Source organism: Hydrogenophaga sp. T2 (assembly GCF_049843535.1).
GTDB lineage: Bacteria > Pseudomonadota > Gammaproteobacteria > Burkholderiales > Burkholderiaceae_C > Hydrogenophaga > Hydrogenophaga crocea.
On sequence record NZ_JBBHZJ010000010.1, the window covers coordinates 1 to 22304 of the forward strand.

The 22304-nt window shown below is 68.8% G+C and carries 19 protein-coding genes and 1 tRNA gene; 10 read left to right on the forward strand and 10 right to left on the reverse strand.

Annotated features, from left to right (window positions below):
• Positions 1-247 precede the first annotated feature (247 nt).
• Positions 248-1876 carry a hypothetical protein gene (locus WDZ95_RS20075; protein WP_425781102.1) on the forward strand — a complete coding sequence of 543 codons (1629 nt, stop codon included), beginning with the start codon at positions 248-250 and terminating at the stop codon, positions 1874-1876.
• On the opposite strand, the gene WDZ95_RS20080 is transcribed toward WDZ95_RS20075, so the two are convergent.
• On the reverse strand, positions 1864-4113 hold the full coding sequence (locus WDZ95_RS20080; protein WP_425781104.1) for a heavy metal translocating P-type ATPase: 2250 nt from the start codon (positions 4111-4113) through the stop codon (positions 1864-1866). The genes WDZ95_RS20075 and WDZ95_RS20080 overlap by 13 nt on opposite strands.
• A gap of 93 nt (positions 4114-4206) precedes the next feature.
• Here WDZ95_RS20080 and cadR point away from each other — a divergent pair, with 93 nt between their 5' ends.
• The gene (cadR, locus tag WDZ95_RS20085; protein ID WP_425781106.1) at positions 4207-4662 is read left to right on the forward strand and encodes a Cd(II)/Pb(II)-responsive transcriptional regulator; all 456 of its coding nucleotides are present in this window, start codon (positions 4207-4209) and stop codon (positions 4660-4662) included.
• 17 nt (positions 4663-4679) lie between these two features.
• On the opposite strand, the gene WDZ95_RS20090 is transcribed toward cadR, so the two are convergent.
• Positions 4680-5960 carry an FCSD flavin-binding domain-containing protein gene (locus WDZ95_RS20090; RefSeq protein ID WP_425781108.1) on the reverse strand — a complete coding sequence of 427 codons (1281 nt, stop codon included), beginning with the start codon at positions 5958-5960 and terminating at the stop codon, positions 4680-4682.
• An 11-nt stretch (positions 5961-5971) separates the two neighbouring features.
• Positions 5972-6274, reverse strand: coding sequence for a c-type cytochrome (locus tag WDZ95_RS20095; protein ID WP_425781110.1), 303 nt, complete (start codon positions 6272-6274; stop codon positions 5972-5974).
• A 261-nt stretch (positions 6275-6535) separates the two neighbouring features.
• On the opposite strand from WDZ95_RS20095, the gene soxC reads away from it, so the two are divergent.
• From soxC to soxB, 7 genes are all read left to right on the forward strand, one after another.
• Complete coding sequence (gene soxC / locus WDZ95_RS20100; protein WP_425781412.1) at positions 6536-7804, forward strand: sulfite dehydrogenase; 1269 nt, start codon at positions 6536-6538, stop codon at positions 7802-7804.
• A 10-nt stretch (positions 7805-7814) separates the two neighbouring features.
• Positions 7815-8885 carry a c-type cytochrome gene (locus WDZ95_RS20105; RefSeq protein WP_425781112.1) on the forward strand — a complete coding sequence of 357 codons (1071 nt, stop codon included), beginning with the start codon at positions 7815-7817 and terminating at the stop codon, positions 8883-8885.
• 166 nt (positions 8886-9051) lie between these two features.
• Positions 9052-9507, forward strand: coding sequence for a thiosulfate oxidation carrier protein SoxY (gene soxY / locus WDZ95_RS20110; protein WP_425781114.1), 456 nt, complete (start codon positions 9052-9054; stop codon positions 9505-9507).
• A gap of 44 nt (positions 9508-9551) precedes the next feature.
• Complete coding sequence (soxZ, locus tag WDZ95_RS20115; RefSeq protein ID WP_166223536.1) at positions 9552-9863, forward strand: thiosulfate oxidation carrier complex protein SoxZ; 312 nt, start codon at positions 9552-9554, stop codon at positions 9861-9863.
• 43 nt (positions 9864-9906) lie between these two features.
• Positions 9907-10713 (forward strand): sulfur oxidation c-type cytochrome SoxA, encoded by an 807-nt coding sequence (gene soxA / locus WDZ95_RS20120; protein WP_425781116.1) that lies wholly within the window; start codon positions 9907-9909, stop codon positions 10711-10713.
• A 13-nt stretch (positions 10714-10726) separates the two neighbouring features.
• The gene (gene soxX, locus WDZ95_RS20125) at positions 10727-11374 is read left to right on the forward strand and encodes a sulfur oxidation c-type cytochrome SoxX (protein ID WP_166223542.1); all 648 of its coding nucleotides are present in this window, start codon (positions 10727-10729) and stop codon (positions 11372-11374) included.
• 58 nt (positions 11375-11432) lie between these two features.
• Complete coding sequence (gene soxB, locus WDZ95_RS20130) at positions 11433-13157, forward strand: thiosulfohydrolase SoxB (RefSeq protein WP_425781119.1); 1725 nt, start codon at positions 11433-11435, stop codon at positions 13155-13157.
• Between the two features lie 85 nt (positions 13158-13242).
• On the opposite strand, the gene WDZ95_RS20135 is transcribed toward soxB, so the two are convergent.
• On the reverse strand, positions 13243-14259 hold the full coding sequence (locus tag WDZ95_RS20135) for a porin (RefSeq protein WP_166223547.1): 1017 nt from the start codon (positions 14257-14259) through the stop codon (positions 13243-13245).
• Positions 14260-14573: 314 nt separating this feature from the next.
• On the opposite strand from WDZ95_RS20135, the gene WDZ95_RS20140 reads away from it, so the two are divergent.
• On the forward strand, positions 14574-15635 hold the full coding sequence (locus tag WDZ95_RS20140) for a hypothetical protein (protein WP_425781121.1): 1062 nt from the start codon (positions 14574-14576) through the stop codon (positions 15633-15635).
• A gap of 97 nt (positions 15636-15732) precedes the next feature.
• Here the strand turns inward: WDZ95_RS20140 and WDZ95_RS20145 are convergent.
• The 6 genes from WDZ95_RS20145 to WDZ95_RS20170 all read right to left on the reverse strand — a co-directional run bounded on the left by WDZ95_RS20145 (position 15733) and on the right by WDZ95_RS20170 (position 22278).
• Positions 15733-15808 (reverse strand) — tRNA-Thr (locus WDZ95_RS20145).
• Positions 15809-15842: 34 nt separating this feature from the next.
• A complete protein-coding gene (locus tag WDZ95_RS20150; protein ID WP_425781123.1) occupies positions 15843-16853 on the reverse strand; it encodes a class 1 fructose-bisphosphatase in 1011 nt (336 codons plus the stop codon).
• 17 nt (positions 16854-16870) lie between these two features.
• Entirely contained in the window at positions 16871-19543 is a 2673-nt protein-coding gene (gene pepN, locus WDZ95_RS20155; RefSeq protein ID WP_425781125.1) for an aminopeptidase N, read from the reverse strand.
• A 2-nt stretch (positions 19544-19545) separates the two neighbouring features.
• Positions 19546-20650 (reverse strand): peptide chain release factor 2 gene (gene prfB / locus WDZ95_RS20160; protein ID WP_166223559.1). Its coding sequence is split into 2 segments (ribosomal slippage): positions 19546-20568 and positions 20570-20650, totalling 1104 coding nucleotides; the frame shifts between segments, so codons are not numbered across the junction.
• Between the two features lie 152 nt (positions 20651-20802).
• Positions 20803-21309: a hypothetical protein gene (locus tag WDZ95_RS20165; RefSeq protein ID WP_425781127.1), complete on the reverse strand. Its 507-nt coding sequence runs from the start codon at positions 21307-21309 to the stop codon at positions 20803-20805.
• 51 nt (positions 21310-21360) lie between these two features.
• Positions 21361-22278: an alpha/beta fold hydrolase gene (locus tag WDZ95_RS20170; protein ID WP_425781129.1), complete on the reverse strand. Its 918-nt coding sequence runs from the start codon at positions 22276-22278 to the stop codon at positions 21361-21363.
• Positions 22279-22304: the final 26 nt, after the last annotated feature.

A 22304-nucleotide genomic window follows, 5' to 3' on the forward strand; every position in this document is an offset into this window, starting at 1 on the left:
ACCTGCACCTGCACCTGCACCTGCACCTGCACCTGCACCTGCACCTGCACCTGCACCTGCACCCGCGCCTGCGCCTGCGCCTGCGCCTGCGCCTGCGCCTGCGCCTGCGCCTGCGCCTGCACCGGCACCGGCACCGGCACCGGCACCGGCACCGGCACCATCGTGGGCGTTCTCCGCGGCGGGGCTGCCCGACCGGCAGCTGCGGTTTTCGTGGACCGGGGCCGACAACACGGTGCCTCACTCGATCATGGCTTTCCGCGAAGACGGCTTCGGGGGCACCCTGTGCGCAGCCCCACCCGGCCCGCAGTCGTGCGACTCGGTCCGCTTCCTCAGCTTGCCCGACGTGTTCGACCTCACCTACGTCGGCAAACAATCGCTGTGCCTGGGCAACTGCCCGCCCGACCCCACGCTCGCGGGTGCGGGGGGCCTGCCCGAAGCGGTCGGTGAGGTCACGGCCGCGGGCATGACCGACACCGCGCAGTTCGGCCAGACGCTGGCCATGGCCGAGAACCTGGTCATGGCGGGGTCGTCGTACAGCGTGCTGGCCGTGGGCGCGCCGGGCTGGGGCAGCGAACAGGGTGTGGTCAAGCTCTTTCGCCGACCGAGCGCGGGCGGCCGCTGGACCGAATACCAGACGCTGGGCGACAACCTGGGCCTGAAGGCCGGCGACGGCTTCGGCCGCAGCGTCTCGCTGTCGGCGGACGGCAAATGGCTGGCCGTGGGCGCCCCCGGCGACGACGAACAGAAGACGCCGGTGTTCGGCACCCAGTTCGCCACCGAGGTCGGCGGCGGCATCGATTCGGGGGCGGTCTACGTCTTCCAGTTCAACACCGGCACGGCCGCGTGGGCGCCGCAGGGCAAGCTCAAGGCGGTCAATGCGCGCGCGCACATGGAATACGGCGGCGCGGTCGCCCTGAACGGCGACGGCAGCGTGCTCGCGGTGGGCGCGCCCTTCGAAGACGGCCTTGCGCGCGGGGTGTACGCGTTCGCCACCACGCCCGCGACCGACGCTGCCTACGACGCGTCCAGAGACCCGCTCGCCCAGGACACGGGCGCCGTGTACGTGAACACCCGCACCGGCACCTCGTGGTTTTTCCACAGTTTCATCAAGCCCACGCCGCAAGGGCCCGCGGCATCCAACACCACGGCCACGGCGCAGGCCCACTTCGGCCAGGGCCTGGCGCTGGACCCGGGCGGAACGGTGCTGGCCGTGGGTTCGCCCGGGGCCTCGTGGAACGGCAGCTTCGCGGGTGCGGTGCAGGTGTTTCGCCAGGCGTCGTCGACCTGGTCATTCCAGCAGGACCTGGCCTTGCCGGCGTGGACGAGCTCCACCGCGCCCGGCCTGCGCTTCGGCTCGGCCCTGGCCCTGTCGGCCGACGCCGCGACGCTCGCGGTGGGCGATCCCGAATGGAACAGCCCCGATGGCACGCTGAAGGCGGGCGCCGCGCGCGTGTTCGCGGCCGACAGCGCCACGGGGGCGTGGGCCCTGCAGCAGACACTGCAATTGCCCGCCGAGCAGCTGGGCGCGTTCACCCGCTTCGGCAGCAGCCTGGCCCTGGCCGAGCAACCGGCCACGCAGTACAAGCGGGCGTCGAGCGTGCTGATGGTGGGCGCGATCGAAGACGACAGCGGCATGGCCGGCCTGCAGCGCCCCGACGAACTCAAGAGCGACCGCTCGAGCGTGGTGAAGGAGTCGGGCGCGGCCTACCGCTTCCGGCGCCTGCCGGCCCAGACCAGCTGGGCGCTGCAGTCCCGCCTGAAAGCCCCGGTACCGCGGGTCAACGCCTTTTTCGGCACCTCGGTGCTGATGGACTCGCAGGGGTTCGACACGCTGATCGGCACCCGCGGGGCCAGCGCCGCGGTCTACGAGTACTGAGCGCCGGGCCGCGCCGCGCGCAGCAGGCGCAGGCCGTTGAACACCACGAGCAGGCTCGCGCCCATGTCGGCGAACACCGCCATCCACATGCTCGCGCCGTCGGCCAGCGCGAGCACCAGGAACACCGCCTTGATGCCCAGGGCCAGCGCGATGTTCTGCCACAGCACCGCGTGTGTGCGGCGCGAAAGGCGGATGGTCTCGGGCAGCTTGCGCAGGTCGTCGTTCATGATGAGCACGTCGGCCGCTTCCATCGCGGTGTCGCTGCCCGCACCGCCCATGCCGAAGCCGATGGTGGCGGCGCTGAGCGCCGGGCCGTCGTTGATGCCGTCGCCCACCATGCCCACCGGCCCTTCGGCGCGCAGGGCCTCGATGGCCGCGAGCTTGTCGTGCGGCAGCAGGGGCGCACGCACCTCGGTGATGCCCACCTGCTGCGCGATGTGCCGGGCCGTGGCCGCGTTGTCGCCCGTGAGCATCACCGTCTTCACGCCCAGGGCCTGCAGCGCGGACACGGCCTCGCGGCTCGTGGCCTTGGCGGTGTCGGCCACGGCGAACAGCGCGAGCACGCCCGAAGGGCCGGCCAGCAGCGTGACGGTGCGGCCCTGTTGCTCGTGTTCGCGCATCTGCGCCTCGAGCGCGGGCGAGCACTGGCGGCGCTCCTCGATCCAGCGGTGGTTGCCGAGCACGAACACGCCGCCGTCCACCTGCCCGGACACGCCGCGGCCCGCCTCGGCGGCGAAGCCGCTCACCGGCAGCGCGGGCAGCGCCAGCCCCTTGGCAATGGCCTGCGACACCGGGTGGTCCGAGCGCGCCGCCAGGCTGGCGGCGATGCGCAGCACGGCATCGGCCGAGGGGGTGGCCGTGAGCACCGCCTGCGCCACCAGGCGTGGCCGGCCTTCGGTGAGCGTGCCGGTCTTGTCCAGCGCCACGGCCTTCAGGCGACGCGCTTGCTCCAGGTACACACCGCCCTTGATGAGGATGCCGCGGCGCGCCCCGGCCGCCAGGCCGCTGACCACGGTGACGGGCGTGGAGATCACCAGCGCGCAAGGGCAGGCGATGACCAGCAGCACCAGCGCCTTGTAAACGGCGTCCGTCCAGGCCCAGCCCAACAGCAGCGGCGCACCCAGTGCCACCGCGAGCGCGAGCACGAACACCGCGGGCGTGTAGACGGCCGCGAAGCGGTCGACGAAGCGCTGCATGGGCGCGCGCTGGCCCTGGGCCTGCTCGATCGCGTGGATGGTGCGCGCGAGCACGGTGTCGCCCGCGGGGCGCGTGACCTCGAACACCAGTTCGCCGTGCTGGTTGATGGTGCCCGCAAACACCTCGTCGCCCGGGCCTTTGTCCACCGGCAGGCTTTCGCCGGTCACGGGTGATTGGTCGGCCGCGCTCTGGCCCTCGCGCACGCGGCCATCGAGCGCGAAGCGCTCGCCGGGCTTCACGCGCACGCGCGCGCCCACTGGCACCGCCTTCGCGTCGCGCAAGGCCCAGGTGCCATCGGCCTGCTGCACCTCGGCCTGCGGCGGCGAGAGCGCGAGCAGCCCCGCGATGGCGTTGCGCGCGCGCTCGACCGAGCGCGCCTCGATCAGCTCGGCCAGCGCGTACAGCGCCATCACCATCGCGGCCTCGGGCCATTGCCCGATCAGGAAAGCGCCGGTCACGGCCACCGTCATGAGCGCGTTGATGTTGAGCAGGCCGTGGCGCAGCGCCGCGGCGCCCTTGCGGAACACGCCGGTGCCCGCGAGCGCGATCGCCAGCGCCGCCGCACCCATGCCCGCGAGCCGCCAGTGGGCGGTTTCGGGGCCGAAGAAGTGCATGAGCTCGGCCGCCAGCGCGACCGCCAGCGCCGCGACCAGGCGGCCCAGTTCGCGCCGTTGCGTGCGCGCGGTGGCCTCGGCGCTGGGCGGCGCGGCCAGCGTTTCGGTGCGCAGGCCGCTGGCCTCGATGGCTTCGACAGCGCGCGGCCAGAGCGCGGGCGGCGCTTGGATGCCCAGGGTGCGCGCGGGCAGGTCGAAGCTCAGGCGGCCGATGCCGGCCAGGTCTTCGAGCGCGCGGCGCACCTGGGCCTCTTCGGTCGGGCAGTCCATGGCGGGAATGCGCAGCAGCAGCTCGCCGGGCGCGGGCGCGCGCGCGGCGCTGGGCGCCGCGGTCGCGCCACAGGCCGGTGCGCTGCAGCAGGCTGCGGGGGTGTGGCCATGAGCGTGATCGTGGTGGGCGGCGTGGGTGTGGTGCGGGTCGTGCATGAAGGCGTTCCAGGGGTTGCGGGTATTGCAATCCCTGAAGCAGCTACAGGGTCAAGCCCCTACACTGCGGGCCGTCATTGCCCGGAGCCGCCCATGAAGATCGGTGACCTTGCCAAGGCCTCGTCCACACCCGTCGAGACCATCCGCTACTACGAGCGCCAGGGGCTGATGCCCACGCCCGCGCGCAGCGAGGGCAACTTCCGCGTCTACGAGGCGTCGCACCTCGAGCGGTTGCAGTTCATCCGCCATTGCCGCGGGCTGGACATGTCGCTCGACGAGGTGCGCGAACTGCTGCGCTTTCGCGATGCGCCCGAGAGCGATTGCGGCGACGTGAACGCGCTGCTCGACGCGCACATCGGCCACGTGAGCACGCGCATCCGCGAGTTGCGCGCGCTCGAGCGCCAGCTCAAGGCGCTGCGCCAGCGCTGCACCGACGCGCGTTCGGCCGACCGCTGCGGCATCCTGCACGGCCTGTCGGCCGCGGCGCAAGAAAAAACGCCCGTGGGCACCAAGGCCCACGGGCATCTTCGTTCGGTTCACGCGCACTGAGCCGCGCGGCGCGCGCGTCAGGCCAGCATGTCGGCCCAGATGTTGTTCGCCCAGCCCAGGGCGTAGGCGCCTTCGAGCTCGCTGGCCGCGCTCGACAGACCGCCCGAGCCCGGCACCGTGACCATGGTCTTCTGGGCCGCGTCGTAGCGGTGCACGCTGGCCACGTGCACCACCTCTTTGGCGGTGACGAAGCTGTAGCAGGTGTTCGCGTACAGCGGCTGCTGCGGCGGCTCCTTGCCCTGCAGCAGCGACACCACCGCGGCCGCGCAGGTCTTGCCGTGCTGGTTCGCCATGTGGCCCGACTTGGGCATGGCCGGCGCGATCTGGATCGCGTCGCCGAGCACGTGGATGTTTTTCGCCGCCTTCGATTCGAAGGTCAGGAAGTCGACCTCGCACCAGCGCGCGTTGGCCGTGGCCAGACCGCTCTTGACCGCGATGGCGCCGGCGCGCATGTCGGGCAGCACGTTGGCCACGCCGGCCTTGAAGTCGTCGTTGAACTCGAACTTCAGGGTGTTGGTGGCGGCGTCCACGTCGACCAGCTTGTGCTTGGGGCGGTACTCGATCAGGCCCTTGTAGTGATCGCTCCAGGCCTTGAGGAACAGGCCTTTCTTCGAGGTGATGTCGTCGTTGGCGTCGAAGATGATCACCTTGCTTTTCGGCTTGGCGACCTTGAAGTAGCTCGCCACCATGCAGGCCCGCTCGTAAGGGCCGGGGGGGCAGCGGTAGGGCGCGAGCGGGATGGCCAGCGCGTAGGTGCCGCCGTCGGGCAGGGCCTTGAGCTGCTCGTGCAGCGCTGCGGTCTGCGGGCCGGCCTTCCAGGCGTGCAGCACCTTGTCCTGCGCGCCCGCCTTGTTCATGCCGGGTAGGGTGTTCCACATGAAGTCGATGCCGGGCGACAGGATCAGCCGGTCGTAGGGCAGGGTGGCGCCGCTGGCGAGCTTCACCGTGCGCTTCTCGGCGTCGATGCTCTCGACCATGTCGCGCACCACCTTCACGCCGTGGCGCCTGGCCAGGTTGTCGTAAGGCACGGTGATGTCGGCCAGGGACTTGTGGCCGCCCACCACCAGGTTGCTCAGCGGGCAGGACACGAAGTTGGCGTTGGGCTCGACCAGGGTCACGTCGATGCCGTTGTCGGAGAAAAGGCGCACGTACTTGGCTGCGGTGGCGCCACCGTAGCCACCGCCCACCACCACCACCTGGGGCCGGTTGCCCCCGATCGAGGCGCAGCCCGTGAGCAGGCCCAGGCCCGCGACCGCGGAGCCCGCGCCCAGCGTCTGTACGAATTGACGGCGTTGCATGCTGGGGCTCCTCACTTCTTCTGGGCCGCGAAGTAGGCGGCGATCTGGGCGAGCTGCTCGTCGGAATACCCCTTGGAGAGCTGGTGCATGATGGTCGCGGGCCGCTGGCCGTTCTTGAAGGCCAGCAACTGCTGCTGCAGTTCGTTCTTGTCGCGGCCGGCGAGACCGATCATGCCGGGTTCGGCACGGCCGTTGGTGCCGTGGCAGTTGGCGCAGGCGGCGGCCCAGACCTTGACCTGATCGACCTGGGCTTGCGCGCCGAACGCGCTCGCCAGCAGCGCCGCGGCGGCCAGCCATCTCCTCGTGTTTCGCATGGTTGTCTCCGATTGCGGGGTGGGGGAAGGTGCATCCAAAACTGTAGCAGCGCCGGGCGCCGTGCCGGCCGGCCTCTGCATTGGAAAACGGAAGTGCGGTCGCCGGGTGAAGGGTTTTTACCAATCCGAATATCAGCACATAACGATAGATTTGCACGCTCGGATCCAAGCATCACAGGGAACACGACCGTGTCGAACGTTTTCGATCACCCCATCGGCCGGGTGCGGCCCGCGCCGGAGAACCACCTCGGCGCCGAACAGATGGAGCAGGCGCGCAAGGCGCGGCGCAGCTTCATGGGCAAGGCACTGGCCATGGGCGCGGGCGCGATCGTGGCCGGCCAGGCCACGCGGGCCCGCGCGGCCGAGGGCGACCCGGCCATTCTCGAACTGCCCGAGCACACGCGCGGCCTGGGCCGGCCCGTGGCCGAGCGGCCCTACGGCCTGCCGAGCCAGTGGGAAGCCAACCTGCAGCGCCGCCAGAGCCCGGGCCTCACGCGCGTGCCGCAGGCGTCGGTGAGCTTCACGCCGCTGCAGGGCCTGTTCGGCATCATCACGCCCAGCGGCCTGCACTTCGAGCGCCACCACCAGGGCTGGTGGGACATCGACCCGAGCAAGCACCGCCTGATGGTGCACGGCCTGGTCAAGCGCTCGCGCGTGTTCACCATGGACGAACTGATGCGCCTGCCCAGCGTGTCGCGCATCCACTTCATCGAATGCGGCGCGAACTCGGCGCCCGAGTGGGGCAACGTGGCCCTGCCCACGGTGCAGTACACGCACGGCATGGTGAGCTGCTCGGAGTTCACCGGCGTGCTGCTGTCCACGCTGCTCGACATGTGCGGCATCGACCGCAAGACCGCGAAGTTCGTGCTGGCCGAGGGCGCGGACGGTTCGTCCATGACGCGCACGATAGACATCGAACGCGCCATGGACGATTGCATCGTGGCCTGGGGCATGAACGGCGAGATGCTGCGCCCCGAGAACGGCTACCCGCTGCGCCTGGTGGTGCCGGGCGTGCAGGGCGTGAGCTGGGTGAAGTACCTGCGCCGCATCGAGGTGGGCGACCAGAAATGGGCCACCAAGGACGAGGCCGTGCACTACATCGACCTCATGCCCGACGGCACGCACCGCCAGTACACCGGCATCCAGGAGTGCAAGAGCGTGATCACCACACCCTCGGGCGGGCAGATGCTGCTCGACAAGGGCTTCTACAACGTGAGCGGCCTGGCGTGGTCGGGCCGCGGCCGCATCCAGCGCGTGGACGTGAGCGTCGACGGCGGGCGCAACTGGCGCACCGCGCGGCTCGAGGGCCCGGTGCTCGACAAGGCGCTGGCGCGCTTCAACATCGACTGGGTCTGGGACGGCAAGCCCGCGATCCTGCAAAGCCGGGCCATCGACAGCACGGGCTACGTGCAACCCAAGATCAACCAGCTGCGCGCGGTGCGCGGCACGCGCTCGATCTACCACCAGAACGCCATCCAGTCGTGGCGCGTGGCCGAGAGCGGCGAAGTGTTCAACGTTCAGGTGTATTGAGGTCCGCCCCATGACGCGCAGATTCATCTTCGCCGCCCTGGTGCTCGCGGCCGGCAGCGCCTTCGCGCAGAGCAAGCCCTGGGACCACATCGGCCGCGAGGCCACGCCGGCCGAGATCAAGGCCTGGGACATCGACGTGCGGCCCGACTTCAAGGGCCTGCCCAAGGGCTCGGGCAGCGTGGCGCTGGGCGAGAAGGTGTGGGAGGCGCAGTGCGCCTCGTGCCACGGCAGCTTCGGCGAGTCCAACGAGGTGTTCACACCCATCGTGGGCGGCACCACGAAGGCCGACATCGAGACCGGCCGCGTGAAGAACCTGGTGCTGGGCAGCAACTTCCCGCAGCGCACCACGCTCATGAAGGTGGCCACGGTTTCCACGCTGTGGGACTACATCAACCGCGCCATGCCCTGGAACGCTCCCAAGACGCTCAAGACCGACGAGGTGTACGGCGTGCTCGCCTACATCCTGAACTTGGGCGACATCGTGCCGGCCGACTTCACGCTGTCCGACCAGAACATCGCCGAGGTGCAAAAGCGCATGCCCAACCGCAATGGCATGGCCTTCCACGAGCCTTTGTGGAAGGCCAATGGCAAGGGCGATGTGCAGAACGTGGCCTGCATGAAGGACTGCCCGACCGAGGCCCAGGTGCGCTCCTCGCTGCCCGACTTTGCGCGCGACGCGCACGGCAACATCCTCGAGCAAAACCGCGTGGTGGGCCCGGTGCGCGGCGCCGACACCACCAAGCCGCCCGTGAAGGCGCCGGTGGGCAGCGCACCGCAGCCCGCGGCCGTGGTGACCGCCGCCGCGCCGGCGCCCGCCGCGGGCGGTGTCGACGTGAAGGCGCTGCTCGCGGCCAATGCCTGCACCGCCTGCCACGGCGTGAGCAACAAGATCGTGGGCCCGGGCTTCACCGAGATCCTGGCCCGCCACAAGGGCCGCGCCGACCTCGAGAGCTACCTCACGCAGAAGATCCGCAACGGCGGCAGCGGCGTGTTCGGCGCCGTGCCCATGCCGCCCCAGCCCCAGCTCAAGGAAGGCGATGCCCAGGCCATCGCGCGCTGGATCGCCACCGGTCCGCGCTGAACGCCTCCGCGTTTTCCCCCTGCTGCCCTACCCGAGGAGACATTAGTCTATGAGCATGAAGTTGGTCTTGTGCGCCCTGGCGTCATGGGCCGCCCCGCCGGTGCGCCTGCGCCGCCGTCCGTAAACTCACCCCCTTTCCCGCATCCGCTTCGCAGAGGAGTTCCCCATGAACCACACCCGCCGAGACGCGCTCAAGACCACCGGTGCCCTTGCCACCCTCGTGAGCATGGGCATCGTCACCCAGAGCCAGGCGCACGCCGCGCTCGAGCGTTCCGCCTTCGAAGGCAAGAGCCTGGCCGATGCCCTCAAGGCCGTCGGCGGCACCCCCGCCAACAGCGACCAGGTCAGCGTGGTCGCGCCCGACATCGCCGAGAACGGTGCCATGGTGCCCATCGGGGCGGCCAGCAAGCTGCCCAACACCACCGAGATCTTCCTGATCGTCGAGAAGAACCCCATGCCGCTCGCGGCCGCGTTCACCATCCCCGCCGGCACCGCGCCCGAGGTCTCCACGCGCCTCAAGATGGGCCAGAGCTCCAACGTGATCGCGGTGGTCAAGGCCGACGGCAAGCTCTACTCGGCGACCAAGGAAACCAAGGTCACCCTGGGCGGCTGCGGCGGCTGAGCGGCCACCGTCCCCCCACGAACCCACGAACACAGGAGTCCCACATGGCTGATCCGATGCGCATCCGCGCCGCCGTTGCCGACGGCGAAACCACCGTTCGCGTGCTCATGTCGCACGTCATGGAACCCGGCACCCGCCGCGACGCGGCCGGCAACCTCATCCCCGGTCACTTCATCACCAACGTCGACGCCACCCACAACGGCAAGACCGTGCTGTCCGCCCAGTTCACCGGCGCCGTGGCGCAGAACCCTTTCCTATCCTTCAAGTTCAAGGGCGGCGCCAAAGGCGACAAGGTGGTCGTGAAGTGGAGCGACAACAAGGGCGACTCGCGCACCGACGAAGCGACCATCGCCTGATTTCCGCCGCCCGCGCGCGGCCTGACAACAAGAGGAGACTCCCATGAAGCACCCCGTTCTTCGGGTGGCGCTGCTGGCGGCCGGCGTGCTGGCCGCCGGCGCTGCGCAGGCGCAAGCGTCCACCGCGGAAGGCATCGCCAAGTACCGCGAGATGCTGCAAGACGGCAACCCCGCCGAGCTGTTCGAGATGAAGGGCGAGGAGCTCTGGAAACAGAAGCGCGGGCCGAAGAACGTGTCGCTCGAACAGTGCGACCTGGGCAAGGGCCCGGGGGTGATCAAGGGCGCCTTCGTGGAGTTGCCGCGCTTTTTCAAGGACAGCAACCGCATCGAGGACCTCGAGGGCCGGCTCATCACCTGCATGGAAACGCTGCAGGGCTTCAAGGGCGAAGACATCCGCAAGACCGCCTTCGGACGCGGCGAGATGGCCAACGTGACCGCGCTGGCCACCTACGTGGCCACGGCCTCCAAGGGCATGAAGTTCAACCTGCCGCAATCGCATCCGCAGGAAAAGCTCATGTACGAGACCGGCAAGCGCCTGTTCTTCACGCGCGGCGGCACGCACGATTTCTCGTGCGCCTCGTGCCACGGCAGCGACGACAAGCGCATCCGCCTGCAAGACCTGCCCAACCTCACCAAGAACCCCGGCGACGGCATCGGCTTTGCGGCCTGGCCCGCGTACCGCGTGTCGAACTCGCAGATGTGGGGCATGCAGCTGCGCCTGAACGACTGCTTCCGCCAGATGCGCTGGCCCGAGCCCAAGTTCGGCAGCGACGCCACGCTCGCGCTGAGCACCTACATGGGCGTCAACGCCAAGGGCGCCGAGTCCATCGTGCCCGCCATCAAGCGCTGACCGGAGGCCCGCCATGAAACGCCATCACACCCTCGCCGCCCTCGCGCTGCCCGTGCTGCTCGCCGCCTGCTCGATGGGGCCTTCGCCCGCCGACATCGACAAGGCCACGGCCGACATCCTCAAGAGCTCGTTCCAGGCGCGCGGCATCGCCACGCTCGACCGCCTCGACCAGGACCAGGCCAACGCGGCCTGCGTGCAGGCCGACATCAGCGGCAAGCCGCTCGACGAGAAGCTCGCCAAGGCCGTCGAAGAGGCCAACATGAAGACCATCCGGTGGCCTTCCGACGGCAAGTTCCTGGGCGACTGGAAGCAGGGCGAGGCCATCGCCCAGAGCGGCCGCGGCCTCACCTGGACCGATGCCGCCAACCAGCCCAACGGGGGCAACTGCTACAACTGCCACCAGATCAGCAAGGAAGAGATCTCGTTCGGCACGCTGGGCCCGAGCCTCTACAACTACGGCAAGCTGCGTGGCGTGACCGACCCGGCCAGCGCCGCGTCCAAGCCCATCGTGGAATACACCTGGGGCAAGCTGTACAACGCGCGCGCCTACAACGCATGCTCGCAAATGCCGCGCGCCGGCCACAAGGGCATCCTCACCGAGCAGCAGCTCAAGCACGTGATGGCGCTGCTGCTCGACCCGAACTCGCCGGTGAACAAATGAGCGCCGCCCGGCCGCCCGAAGGCGCTCGCACCGCAGCGCGCTGCGCGGAGGTTTCCCGATGACCTTGGGACGTCGCGACTTCCTGCAGATGCTGGCTGCGGCCAGCGCCGCCGGCATGGCGCTCGATCACCGCGACGCGCTGGCGGCCACGCCAGCCGCCGCCGAGCGTTTCTATGACGTGCCGCGCTACGGCAACGTGAGCTTCCTGCACTTCACCGATTGCCACGCGCAGCTCACGCCGGTGCACTTTCGCGAACCCAGCGTGAACCTGGGCGTGGCCGAGGCCGTGGGCAAGGCGCCGCACCTGGTGGGCGAGGCGCTGCTCAAGCACTTCAACATCCGCCCCGGCACGCGCGAGGCCCACGCCTTCAGCTACCTCGACTTCGCGCAGGCCGCGCGCACCTACGGCAAGGTGGGCGGCTTCGCGCACCTGGCCACGCTGGTGAAACAGTTGCGCGCGCAACGGCCGCACGCCTGGCTGCTCGACGGCGGCGACACCTGGCAGGGCTCGGCCACCGCGCTCTGGACCAACGCCCAGGACATGGTCGACGCCTGCAAGAAACTGGGCGTGGACATCATGACCCCGCACTGGGAATTCACCTTCGGTGCCCAGCGCGTGCAGGAGATCGTCGAGAAAGACTTCAAGGGCCGCATCGAATTCCTGGCGCACAACGTCAAGACCACCGACTTCGAAGACCTGGTCTTCAAGCCTTACACGCTGCGCGAGATGAACGGGGTGCCGGTGGCCGTGATCGGCCAGGCCTTTCCGTACACGCCCATCGCCAACCCGCGCTACATGGTGCCCGACTGGACCTTCGGCATCCAGGAGGACCACCTGCAGAAGATGGTCGACGAGGTGCGCGGCAAGGGCGCGCAGGTGGTGGTGCTGCTCTCGCACAACGGCATGGACGTGGACCTCAAGCTCGCCTCGCGCGTGCGCGGCATCGACGCCATCCTGGGCGGCCACACGCACGACGGCATGCCCCAGCCCACGGTGGTGAAGAACGCCGGCGGCCAGACCCTGGTGACCAACGCCGGCTCCAACACCAAGTTCCTCGGCGTGCTCGACTTCGATGTGCGCGAGGGCAAGGTGCAGGGCTACCGCTACAAGCTGCTGCCCATCTTCGCCAACCTGCTCCAGGCCGACGCCGGCATGCAGGCCCACATCGACGCCGTGCGCGCGCCGTACAAGGACAAGCTTGGCGAGAAGCTCGCGGTCACGCAGGACACGCTGTACCGCCGCGGCAACTTCAACGGCTCGTGGGACCAGCTCATCTGCGACGCGCTGATCGAGGTCAAGGGCGCCGACCTGTCGTTCTCGCCGGGCGTGCGCTGGGGCACCTCGCTGCTGCCGGGCGACACGATCACGATGGAACACCTGATGGACCAGACCGCCATCACCTACCCGTCGACCACGCTCAACACCTTCACCGGCGCGCAGATCAAGGAAATCCTCGAAGACGTGGCCGACAACATCTTCAACCCCGACCCCTACTACCAGCAGGGCGGCGACATGGTGCGCGTGGGCGGCATGCAGTACACCATCGCGCCCAACGAGCGCATGGGCAGCCGCATCCAGAACATGACGCTCAAGGGCAAGCCCGTGGAAGCGGACAAGACCTACAAGGTGGCCGGCTGGGCCTCGGTGCAGGAAGGCGTGAAGGGCGAGCCCGTGTGGGACGTGGTGGCCACGCACCTGCGCAGCCGCAAGGTGATCAAGGGCGTGAAGGTCAACGCACCGCGCATCGTGGGCATGGCGGGCAACCCCGGCATCGCGGCATGAAAAAAGCCACTGCCCTCGCGGGCAGTGGCTGTCAAAAACCTTGGAGAGAGAAGCGGGGGCCGCGGCTGCGGCCCCCGGGTCACGATCAGAAGTCGTGACGCACGCCCACGGCGTACAGCTTGCGGTCGGCGATCTTGGTGCCGGCGGCGTTTTCGGCCTTGCCGTTCAGGAAGGCGGCGTACACGCGGGTGCGCTTGGACAGGCTGTAGGTGGCGCCGGCCGAGAAGCCCGACGACTTGGCAGAGGTCACGCCGGCCAGTTCGGACTTGTTCGTGGCGTAGCCCACCGAGAAGTCCCAGGCGTCCACGGGCATGTTGGCGCCGATGGTGTAGCCGGTGGATTCCAGCGTGCCCTGCTCGGCCTTGTTGTAGCCGCCCGAGACGCGGAACATGCCGAAGTTGTAGGCGCCGGCGATGGTGGTGTACTCGCGCTTGGACGCGGCCACTTCGTTGTCCTGCTCCTGGTAGCCGATACCGGCGTCCAGGCCACCGGCGCGGTAGCGCACGTTGAGGGCGGTCACGTCACGCTTGACGGGGGCGGCCTGCTCGTCGAAGCCGTAGCTCACACCGGCGGTGAAGCCGCCGAACGAGGGCGACTCGTAGCGGATCTGGTTGCTGGCGCGCGACGAGTAGTCGGCCACGTGGGCCACGGCCACGCCACCGACGCTGTTCACGTAGGCGACCTTGGTGGGCGAGAACTCGGAGTCCCACAGGTTGCTGCTCACGCTGATGTCGCGGATGTCGTCGAACGAGGTGTCGTGACGGCCGAGCTTGATGGTGCCGAAGCCCGCCTGCAGGCCCACGATGGACATGCGGTTGAAGCTGAAGCCGGCGGCGGTGCCGTCGTCGACCTTGAGTTCGCCTTCGAGCTGGAAGATGGCTTTCATGCCGCCGCCGAGGTCTTCGGTGCCGCGGAAGCCCAGGCGGCTGGTGCTCAGCAGGCCGCTTTCGAGTTGCGAGACGCTCTTGGCCACGCCCGGGGCGCCGGCCTTGTTGGAGCCGACGGACGCGTCAAGACGGCCGTAGATGGTGACGCTGGATTGCGCCAGGGCGGCGCCGCTGAGGGTGGCCAGGGCGGCCAGAGCGATCAGGCTCTTTTTCATGGAATGTGCTCCGTAGGGGTCGTCGGTCCCCTCTGTGGGGGTCCGTGCCTCCCGCACCGTGCGGGACGACGGGCGTATTCCAGCGGCCGAAAATAACCGTCCGATTACATTTCTCCGGGTTAACCCCATTTACAACGATGCACCGATGAGGTGTGGGGGCATTCCGCCACGTGTCACAAAGTTGTGCACCAACGCACCAGCGTGGTGTGCCGGCAATCCCGTCCGGCGTCCGGGCCCGCTGATAATGACCCGTCGGATCAACCCGAAGCCCGCTGCACACCGCGCAAACGGTCTTCACCAGCCCTCCCTCAGCCATGCAAAAGTTCGTCAAATTCGCCTTGGGCGGCGTCACCATGTCGGGCTTGTGGGGGTGCGCAACGCCGGCCTCCGAAGCCAATCTCGGCAACCCGGCGCCATTGGCGCAATCGGTGCTCGACGGAAAGGTCCGGCCCAATGAGTACCTGAGCATTGGCCAGCAAGCGACCACCCTGCCTTTGTGCGTGTTGATCGTCTATGACACGCCCATGGCGGTGGCGGCCACCGACTGGTTGCTGGGCAACGGCGCGGACGTCAACCTCGATTGCCGAAACGACCGGTCCAGTGGAAAGCCATTGAACATGGTGGCGCGTGCCATGGGATATGCCATGGCCGAACGGAATTCACCCAAGGTCGCTTTTCTGCAGGGCCGTGCGGACCAGCTGATCCAACGGGGGGGCAAGACGGCCGAAGGGGAATCGAGCAGGCAGTCGGTGCTGGCCATTGCCGAACATTGGGGAAAGGTCTCCAGCGAGCAGAAGGCCTACAGCGAGCAATGGCTGCGGGAAGAGCGGCAAAAGAATGCGCAAATGCTCAAGGACCTGGGCGCTGTCGCGGTCGGGGTCACCGGTGCCTACATCGCCGCCCGGCAAGCGGGATCGCTGGAGTCCCCGTCCGCCGCTCGCTCGGCGGGGGCATTGGCCGGGCCGGCAATGACCGGCAACCCGGCCACGGTCGCCGCTGCGAAAACCCAGCCCTCTACCGGTTCGTCCGACCCAGCCTCCAGGCCATCTGTCGACCAAAGCACACCCGTTCGCAAGACCTATCCGTTTCAAGACACCAAGGCTTACGCATCCGAAGGCATTGGCCATGAGAGCCGGCAACAGGCGCTTCAATCCTTGCATGAACAGCGCCAGCAATTGGAAGGCGTGTTCATGGGCCATGCCCCCGAATGGCGGGTGGTCCGGCAGGAAGAGCCGGTCTGCACGCAGCACGGCAGCCGTTTGGGCAGCAGTTCAAAGGACCATTGGCGCTGCACGATGAAGGTGACTTACGCGGGGCAGTCCTGGCTGGATCAAAACAATGCCGGCCGATCGAATGGAACGGGAGCCACGCGTTGAGCCATTGACCAGGGAATCCGCGCCACGGCGCACGCCCCGGGCCTACCGCCCAACAAAAAGCCCGCCAGGGTATCCATGGCGGGCTTTTCTTTTGACTTGGTGCCGGAGAGAGGAGTCGAACCCCCGACCTTCTCATTACGAATGAGCTGCTCTACCAACTGAGCTACACCGGCGAAGCTCGGCATTATAGCCAGCCCCGCAGGGGTGTCAGCCCGCGCGGTGGTAGGCGGTGATGCGGTCAACCTCGTTCTTGCTGCCCAGGATCACGCTCACGCGCTCGTGCAGCTTGGTCGGGTTGACGTCGAGGATGCGTTCGCGGCCGTTGGTGGCGGCGCCGCCGGCCTGCTCCACCAACCAGGCCATGGGGTTGGCCTCGTACATCAGGCGCAGCTTGCCCGGCTTCTCGGGCTCGCGCTTGTCCCAGGGGTACATGAACACGCCGCCGCGCGTGAGGATGCGGTGCACGTCGGCCACCATGCTGGCGATCCAGCGCATGTTGAAGTCTTTGCCGCGCGGGCCTTCCTTGCCCTGCAGGCATTCGTCGATGTAGCGCTTCACCGGCGTGTCCCAGTGGCGCATGTTGCTCATGTTGATCGCGAATTCCTTGGTGTCGGCGGGGATCTTCACGTCTTCCTGCGTGAGCACGAACGAGCCCTGCTCGCGGTCGAGCGTGAACATGGCCACGCCGTCGCCCACGGTGAGCACCAGCGTGGTCTGCGGGCCGTACACGCAATAGCCCGCGGCCACCTGCTTGCTGCCGGGCTGCAGGAAGTCGGCCTCGCTCACGCCCGCGCCGCTGCCTTCGGGCTTCTTGAGCACGCTGAAGATGGTGCCGATGCTCACGTTGACGTCGATGTTCGACGAGCCGTCGAGCGGGTCGAACAGCAGCAGGTACTCGCCTTGCGGGTAGCGGTTGGGCACCAGGTAGATGCTGTCCATCTCCTCGCTGGCCATGGCCGCGAGGTGGCCGCCCCACTCGTTGGCCTCGATCAGCACCTCGTTGGCGATGATGTCGAGCTTCTTCTGCACCTCGCCCTGCACGTTCTCGCTGTCGGCCGAGCCGAGCACGCCGCCGAGCGCGCCCTTGTTGACCGCGTGGCTGATGCTCTTGCACGAGCGCGCGACGACTTCGATCAGCAGCCGCAGCTGCGAGGGGATGTGGCCGTCGACGCGTTGTTTCTCGACGAGGTAGCGGGTGAGGGAGATGCGTTGGCTCATGGCGCTGGGGGTGGGGTTCAATCTTCCGAGAGGGCGCGGGTCACGACCTCGCGCACGTCGTTGCTCAGCTCGGCCTGGGCGGCCACGCGCGCGATGGCTTCGCGCGCGGCGCTGCGGTAGGGCTCGGCGAGCTTCTTCCAGCGGTCGAGCGCGCGCGCCAGGCGCGCGGCCACCTGCGGGTTGAAGCGGTCGATCTCGAGCACGCGGTCGCTCCAGAACACATAGCCCGCCGCGTCGGCGCGGTGGAAGGCGCCCGGGTTGGCGTTGCAGTAGCTGAAGATCACGCTGCGCGCGCGGTTGGGGTTGCGCAGCTGGAAGTCGGGGTGGGCCATGAGCTGGCGCACCGCGGGCAGGATGTTGCCGCCGCGGTCGGGCGCGCCGGCCTGCAGCGCGAACCACTTGTCGAGCACCAGGGCCTCGTCGCGGAACATGGCGTGAAAGCGCGGCAGCGCCTCGCGGGCCAGCGCGTGGCCGCTCACCACCAGGGCCGACAGCGCGTTGAAGCGGTCGGTCATGTTGCCGGCGTCCTTGAAGCGCTGGTAGGCCTTGCCCGGCCACACGGCGTCGCCGCTCTGGCGCGCGTCCAGGCACAGCATGGTCAGGGCCATGCCGGCCAGGGCGCGGCGGCCCGCGCTCAGCGGGTCGGGGCGGTAGGCGCCGTTGTCCCTGTGCTGCTCGTAGGCCCAGGCCCAATCGGCGTGCAGGGCCTGCGCGAGCTGCTCGCGCATGGCCTCGCGCACCGCGTGCACGCGCTGCGGGTCGACCACCTCGAGCTGCTCCGAGATGTAGGTCTCGCTGGGCAGCGTGAGCGTGAGCTCCTTGAAGGCGGCGTCGAGCGTGTCGTGGCGCAGCACGGCGCGCATGGCGTCGATGAAGGCCGCGTCGAGCGGCTGCGCCACCGGGCCGTCGGCGCGCACCGCGGCGAGCGCGCGGCGCAGCGCCAGGCGCTGGCCGGCTTCCCAGCGGTTGAAGGGGTCGCTGTCGTGCGCGAGCAGGGTGAGCAGCTGGGCGTCGCTGTCGGCGTACTCGAGCACCACGGGCGCCGAGAAGCCGCGCAGCAGCGAGGGCACGGGTTCGCTGTCGATGTCGTCGAACACCACGGTGGCGCTCGCGTCGGCCAGCACCACCAGGCGTTGCGCTTCGGGCAGCGGCAGTTCGCAGCCCTGTGCATCGAGCAGACCCAGCGCCACCGGGATCAGGAAGGGCTGCTTCACGGCCTGGCCCGGCGTGGGCGCGCAGTGCTGGCTCAGCGTGAGCGTGTAGCGGCGGGCCTCGGCGTCGTAGCGGCCTTCGGCGCGCACGCGCGGCGTGCCGGCCTGGCTGTACCAGCGCTTGAACACCTCGAGCTGGCGCGCCAGCGCGCTGTCGGGGTTGGCGTCGGCGATGGCCTGGGCGAAGTCGTCGCAGGTCACGGCCTGGCCGTCGTGGCGCTCGAAGTAGAGCTTCATGCCGCGCGCAAAGCCCTCGCGGCCCACCAGGGTCTGCATCATGCGCACGACCTCGGCGCCCTTTTCGTAGACCGTGACGGTGTAGAAGTTGTTGATCTCGACGTAGCTGTCGGGGCGCACGGGGTGCGCCATGGGGCCCGCGTCCTCGGGGAACTGCGCGGTGCGCAGCACGCGCACGTCTTCGATGCGCTTGACCGCGCGCGCCGAGGGCTCGGCGCACAGGTCCATGCTGAACTCCTGGTCGCGAAAGACGGTGAGGCCTTCTTTCAGCGAGAGCTGGAACCAGTCGCGGCAGGTCACGCGGTTGCCGGTCCAGTTGTGGAAGTACTCGTGGCCCACCACCGACTCGATGTTGGCGAAGTCGGTGTCGGTGGCGGTGGCGCTGTTGGCCAGAACGTACTTCGTGTTGAAGATGTTCAGGCCCTTGTTCTCCATCGCGCCCATGTTGAAGTCGCTGGTGGCGACGATCATGAAGCGTTCGAGGTCGAGCGGCAGGCCGAAGCGGGCCTCGTCCCAGGCCACGCTGGCGATCAGCGACTGCATGGCGTGTTCGGTCTTGTCCATGTCGCCGCGGCGCACGAAGACCTGCAGCAGGTGTTCCTTGCCGCTGCGCGAGACGATGCGCTGCTCGCGCGCCACCAGGTTGCCCGCGACCAGCGCGAACAGGTAGCTGGGCTTGCGGTGCGGGTCGACCCACTTCGCGAAGTGGCGGCCATCGGGGAGGGGGCCTTCCTCCACCAGGTTGCCGTTGGACAGCAGCACCGGGTAGCGCGCCTTGTCGGCGCGCAGCGTCACGGTGTAGCTGGCCATCACGTCGGGCCGGTCGAGGAAGTAGGTGATGCGGCGAAAGCCCTCGGCCTCGCACTGCGTGAAGAAGGTGCCCTGGCTCACGTAGAGGCCCATGAGCTGGCTGTTCTTCTCGGGTGCGCAGGTGGTGAAGATCTCGAGCGTGAAGGGCTCGTTGCCCTCGGGCAGGTTGTCCAGCACGAGCTGGCCCGCGTCCATCTTGAAAGAGCAGCCCGCGCCGTTGACCAGCACGCGCGCCAGGTTCAGCTCTTCGCCGTCCAGGCGCAGCGGCTGCGCGGCCACGGCGGCGTTGCGGCGCAGCGTCATGCGGTTGAGCACGCGCGTCTTGGCCGGGTCGAGGTCGAAGGTGAGTTCGACCGTGTCGATCCAGTAGGCGGGTGGTGCGTAGTCTTCACGGCGCACCACGGTGGTGGGCCCTTCACGCAGAGAACTCATGGTCAGACCCCCTGTTTGAGCGAAGCTTCGATGAAGGCGTCGAGATCGCCGTCGAGCACTTTCTGGGTGGCCGAGATCTCGACGTTGGTGCGCAGGTCCTTGATGCGGCTGTTGTCCAGCACGTAGGAGCGGATCTGGTGGCCCCAGCCGACGTCGGTCTTGGTGTCCTCCAGCTTCTGCTGCTCTTCCATGCGCTTGCGCATTTCGTGGTCGTACAGGCGCGAGCGCAGCCGCTTCCAGGCCACGTCGCGGTTGCTGTGCTGGCTGCGGCCGTCCTGGCACTGCACCACGATGCCGGTGGGAATGTGCGTGAGGCGCACCGCCGAATCGGTCTTGTTGATGTGCTGGCCGCCGGCGCCGCTGGCGCGGTAGGTGTCCACGCGCACGTCGGCCGGGTTGATCTCGATCTCGATCGTGTCGTCGACCTCGGGGTACACGAAGATGGACGCGAACGAGGTGTGGCGGCCGCCCGAGCTGTCGAAGGGGCTCTTGCGCACCAGTCGGTGCACGCCGGTTTCGGTGCGCAGCAGGCCGAAGGCGTATTCGCCCTCGACCTTGATGGTGGCGCTCTTGATGCCCGCGGTGTCGCCGGGGGTTTCGTCTTCCACCGTGGTGGTGAAGCCCTTGCGCTCGGCGTAGCGCAGGTACTGGCGCAGCAGCATGCTGGCCCAGTCGCAGGCCTCGGTGCCACCGGCGCCAGCCTGGATGTCCACGAAACAGTTCAGGGGGTCCGCCGGGTTGTTGAACATGCGGCGGAATTCGAGCCGCTCGACCTCGGCCTGCACTTTGGCGGCCTCGTCGGCGATGGTGCGCAGGCCGGCTTCGTCGTTGTCGGCGGCCGACATCTCGAACAGCTCGCTGTTGTCGGCCAGTTCACTGCCGAGCCGGTCGAGCACCAGCACCACGTCTTCGAGCGACTTGCGCTCCTTGCTCAGGTCTTGCGCGCGCTTGGGGTTGTCCCAGACGGTCGGGTCTTCGAGCGCGGACTCGACTTCCTTCAGCTTCGATGCCTTGGCATCGTAGTCAAAGATACCTCCGCAGTTCGACCACCCGGGTGCTGAGGTCCTTGAGCTGGCTCTGAATGGCGTTGATCTGTTCGGCGTCCATGGTCGTTCCTGCGGTCAATCGGGCAAAGGCGCGATTTTCTCATGGCCACAGCGGCGGAGCGTGGGGGCCTCACGATCCGGCGCCGGGCCGCCCCCAGCCGGATCGGCCCCCTCGGGGGGCAGCGACCCGCGCAGCGGCGGAGCGTGGGGGCATCAATACCGCCAGGTCGCGCCGAACATCACGGCGGCGGTGCCCAGGATCTGCACCTCCAGGCCCGCGCGGTCGGTCAGCCGGTAGCCCACCGCGGGCACGATGGCCGGCGAAAAGCCGCCCACGTTGCCCGGCACCTTGTTCTTGTACTGGCCCACGTAGCCGTAGATCACACCCGCGCTCACCTGGGCGTACACCTGGGGCCAGTTCGCAAGCAGGTTGTTCCAGCGCTTGCCCGCGTAGAGGTAGCCCGAGGGCTGGCCGAAGGAGTTGCGAAACAGCGAAAGGCCGCAGAAGCGGTCGTCGGGCAGGTGGCGGTTGAGCGCCAGCGCGACCACGGGCCGGTGCTCGGGGTCGTGCGACCAGTGGTGCGTGTACGGCGAGGCGAACACCTCGTAGGCCGCCTGCCCGTCGGGCAGCGGGTCGTCCCAGCCGGGGCAGGCATTGAAGGCGAAGGCGGGGCCGCTGCAGAGCAGGGCGGTCAGGAGGGGCAGGCGTCGGAAATGCATCGCGCGAGTCTGCCACCGCGGCGGGCTGCACCTGTGTCCAGGTGCATCGAATCAGGTTTTGTCCGACAGGAACGCCTCGATCAGCGCCGCCAGCAGGGCCGGCTGGTCGTGGTGCATCATGTGCCCGGCATCGGGCACCACCTCGTGCCGCAGGTTGGGCACATGGCCGATGCGCTGCAGGAATTCGGCCAGCGTGTAGCGGCCCTTCCACCACTGGCCCAGGCTGTCGTCACCGGCCGTGACCACCAGCGTCGGCGCGCCGATGCGCTGGTACACCGCGATCGCCTCGTCGGGCCGGAACAGCACCGCGTTGCTCACCTTGTGCGCCGAATCGCCCAGGATCGCCCAGCGGCCCTCGCTGTTGGGCCGGGCCCACTGGCGCGCAAGCCAGTCGGCCTTGTCGGGCGCCAGGCGCGGGTTGGTCTTCATGAGGCGGCGCGCCACGCCATCGGCGTCGGTGTAGTCGCTCAGGTCCATGTCGCCGCGGCGCTGGGCGCGGATCTCGTCGAGCCAGTGGGCGTAGCGCGTGGGCGCCTGCGCCGGCACCGAGGCCGGCATGCCGAAGCCTTCGAGGTTCACCAGGCGGCGGATGCGCTGCGGCCGCGCGCCCGCGTACAGCGTGGCCACGTGGCCGCCCATGCTGTGGCCCACGAGGTCCACCGCGCGATCGCCGAACAGGGTGTCGAGCAGCGCGTCGAGATCGCCCAGGTAGTCGGGGAACCAGTAGCTGTCGGGCGCCGGGCCATCGAAGGTGGTGTCGCCGTAGCCGCGCCAGTCGGGCGCCACGATGTGGCGCTGCTCGCGCAGCGTGTCCACCACGAACTGCCATGACGCGGCCACGTCCATCCAGCCGTGCACCAGCACCAGCGGTGGCCGCGAGGGGTCGGGTTCGCCCCAGCTGCGCACGTGGTAGCGCCAGCCGCGGATGGGCAGGAAGTCGCTGCGGGAGGGGCGTTGCACTTGGTACATTCGATCGATCATAAAGACGCGAGAGG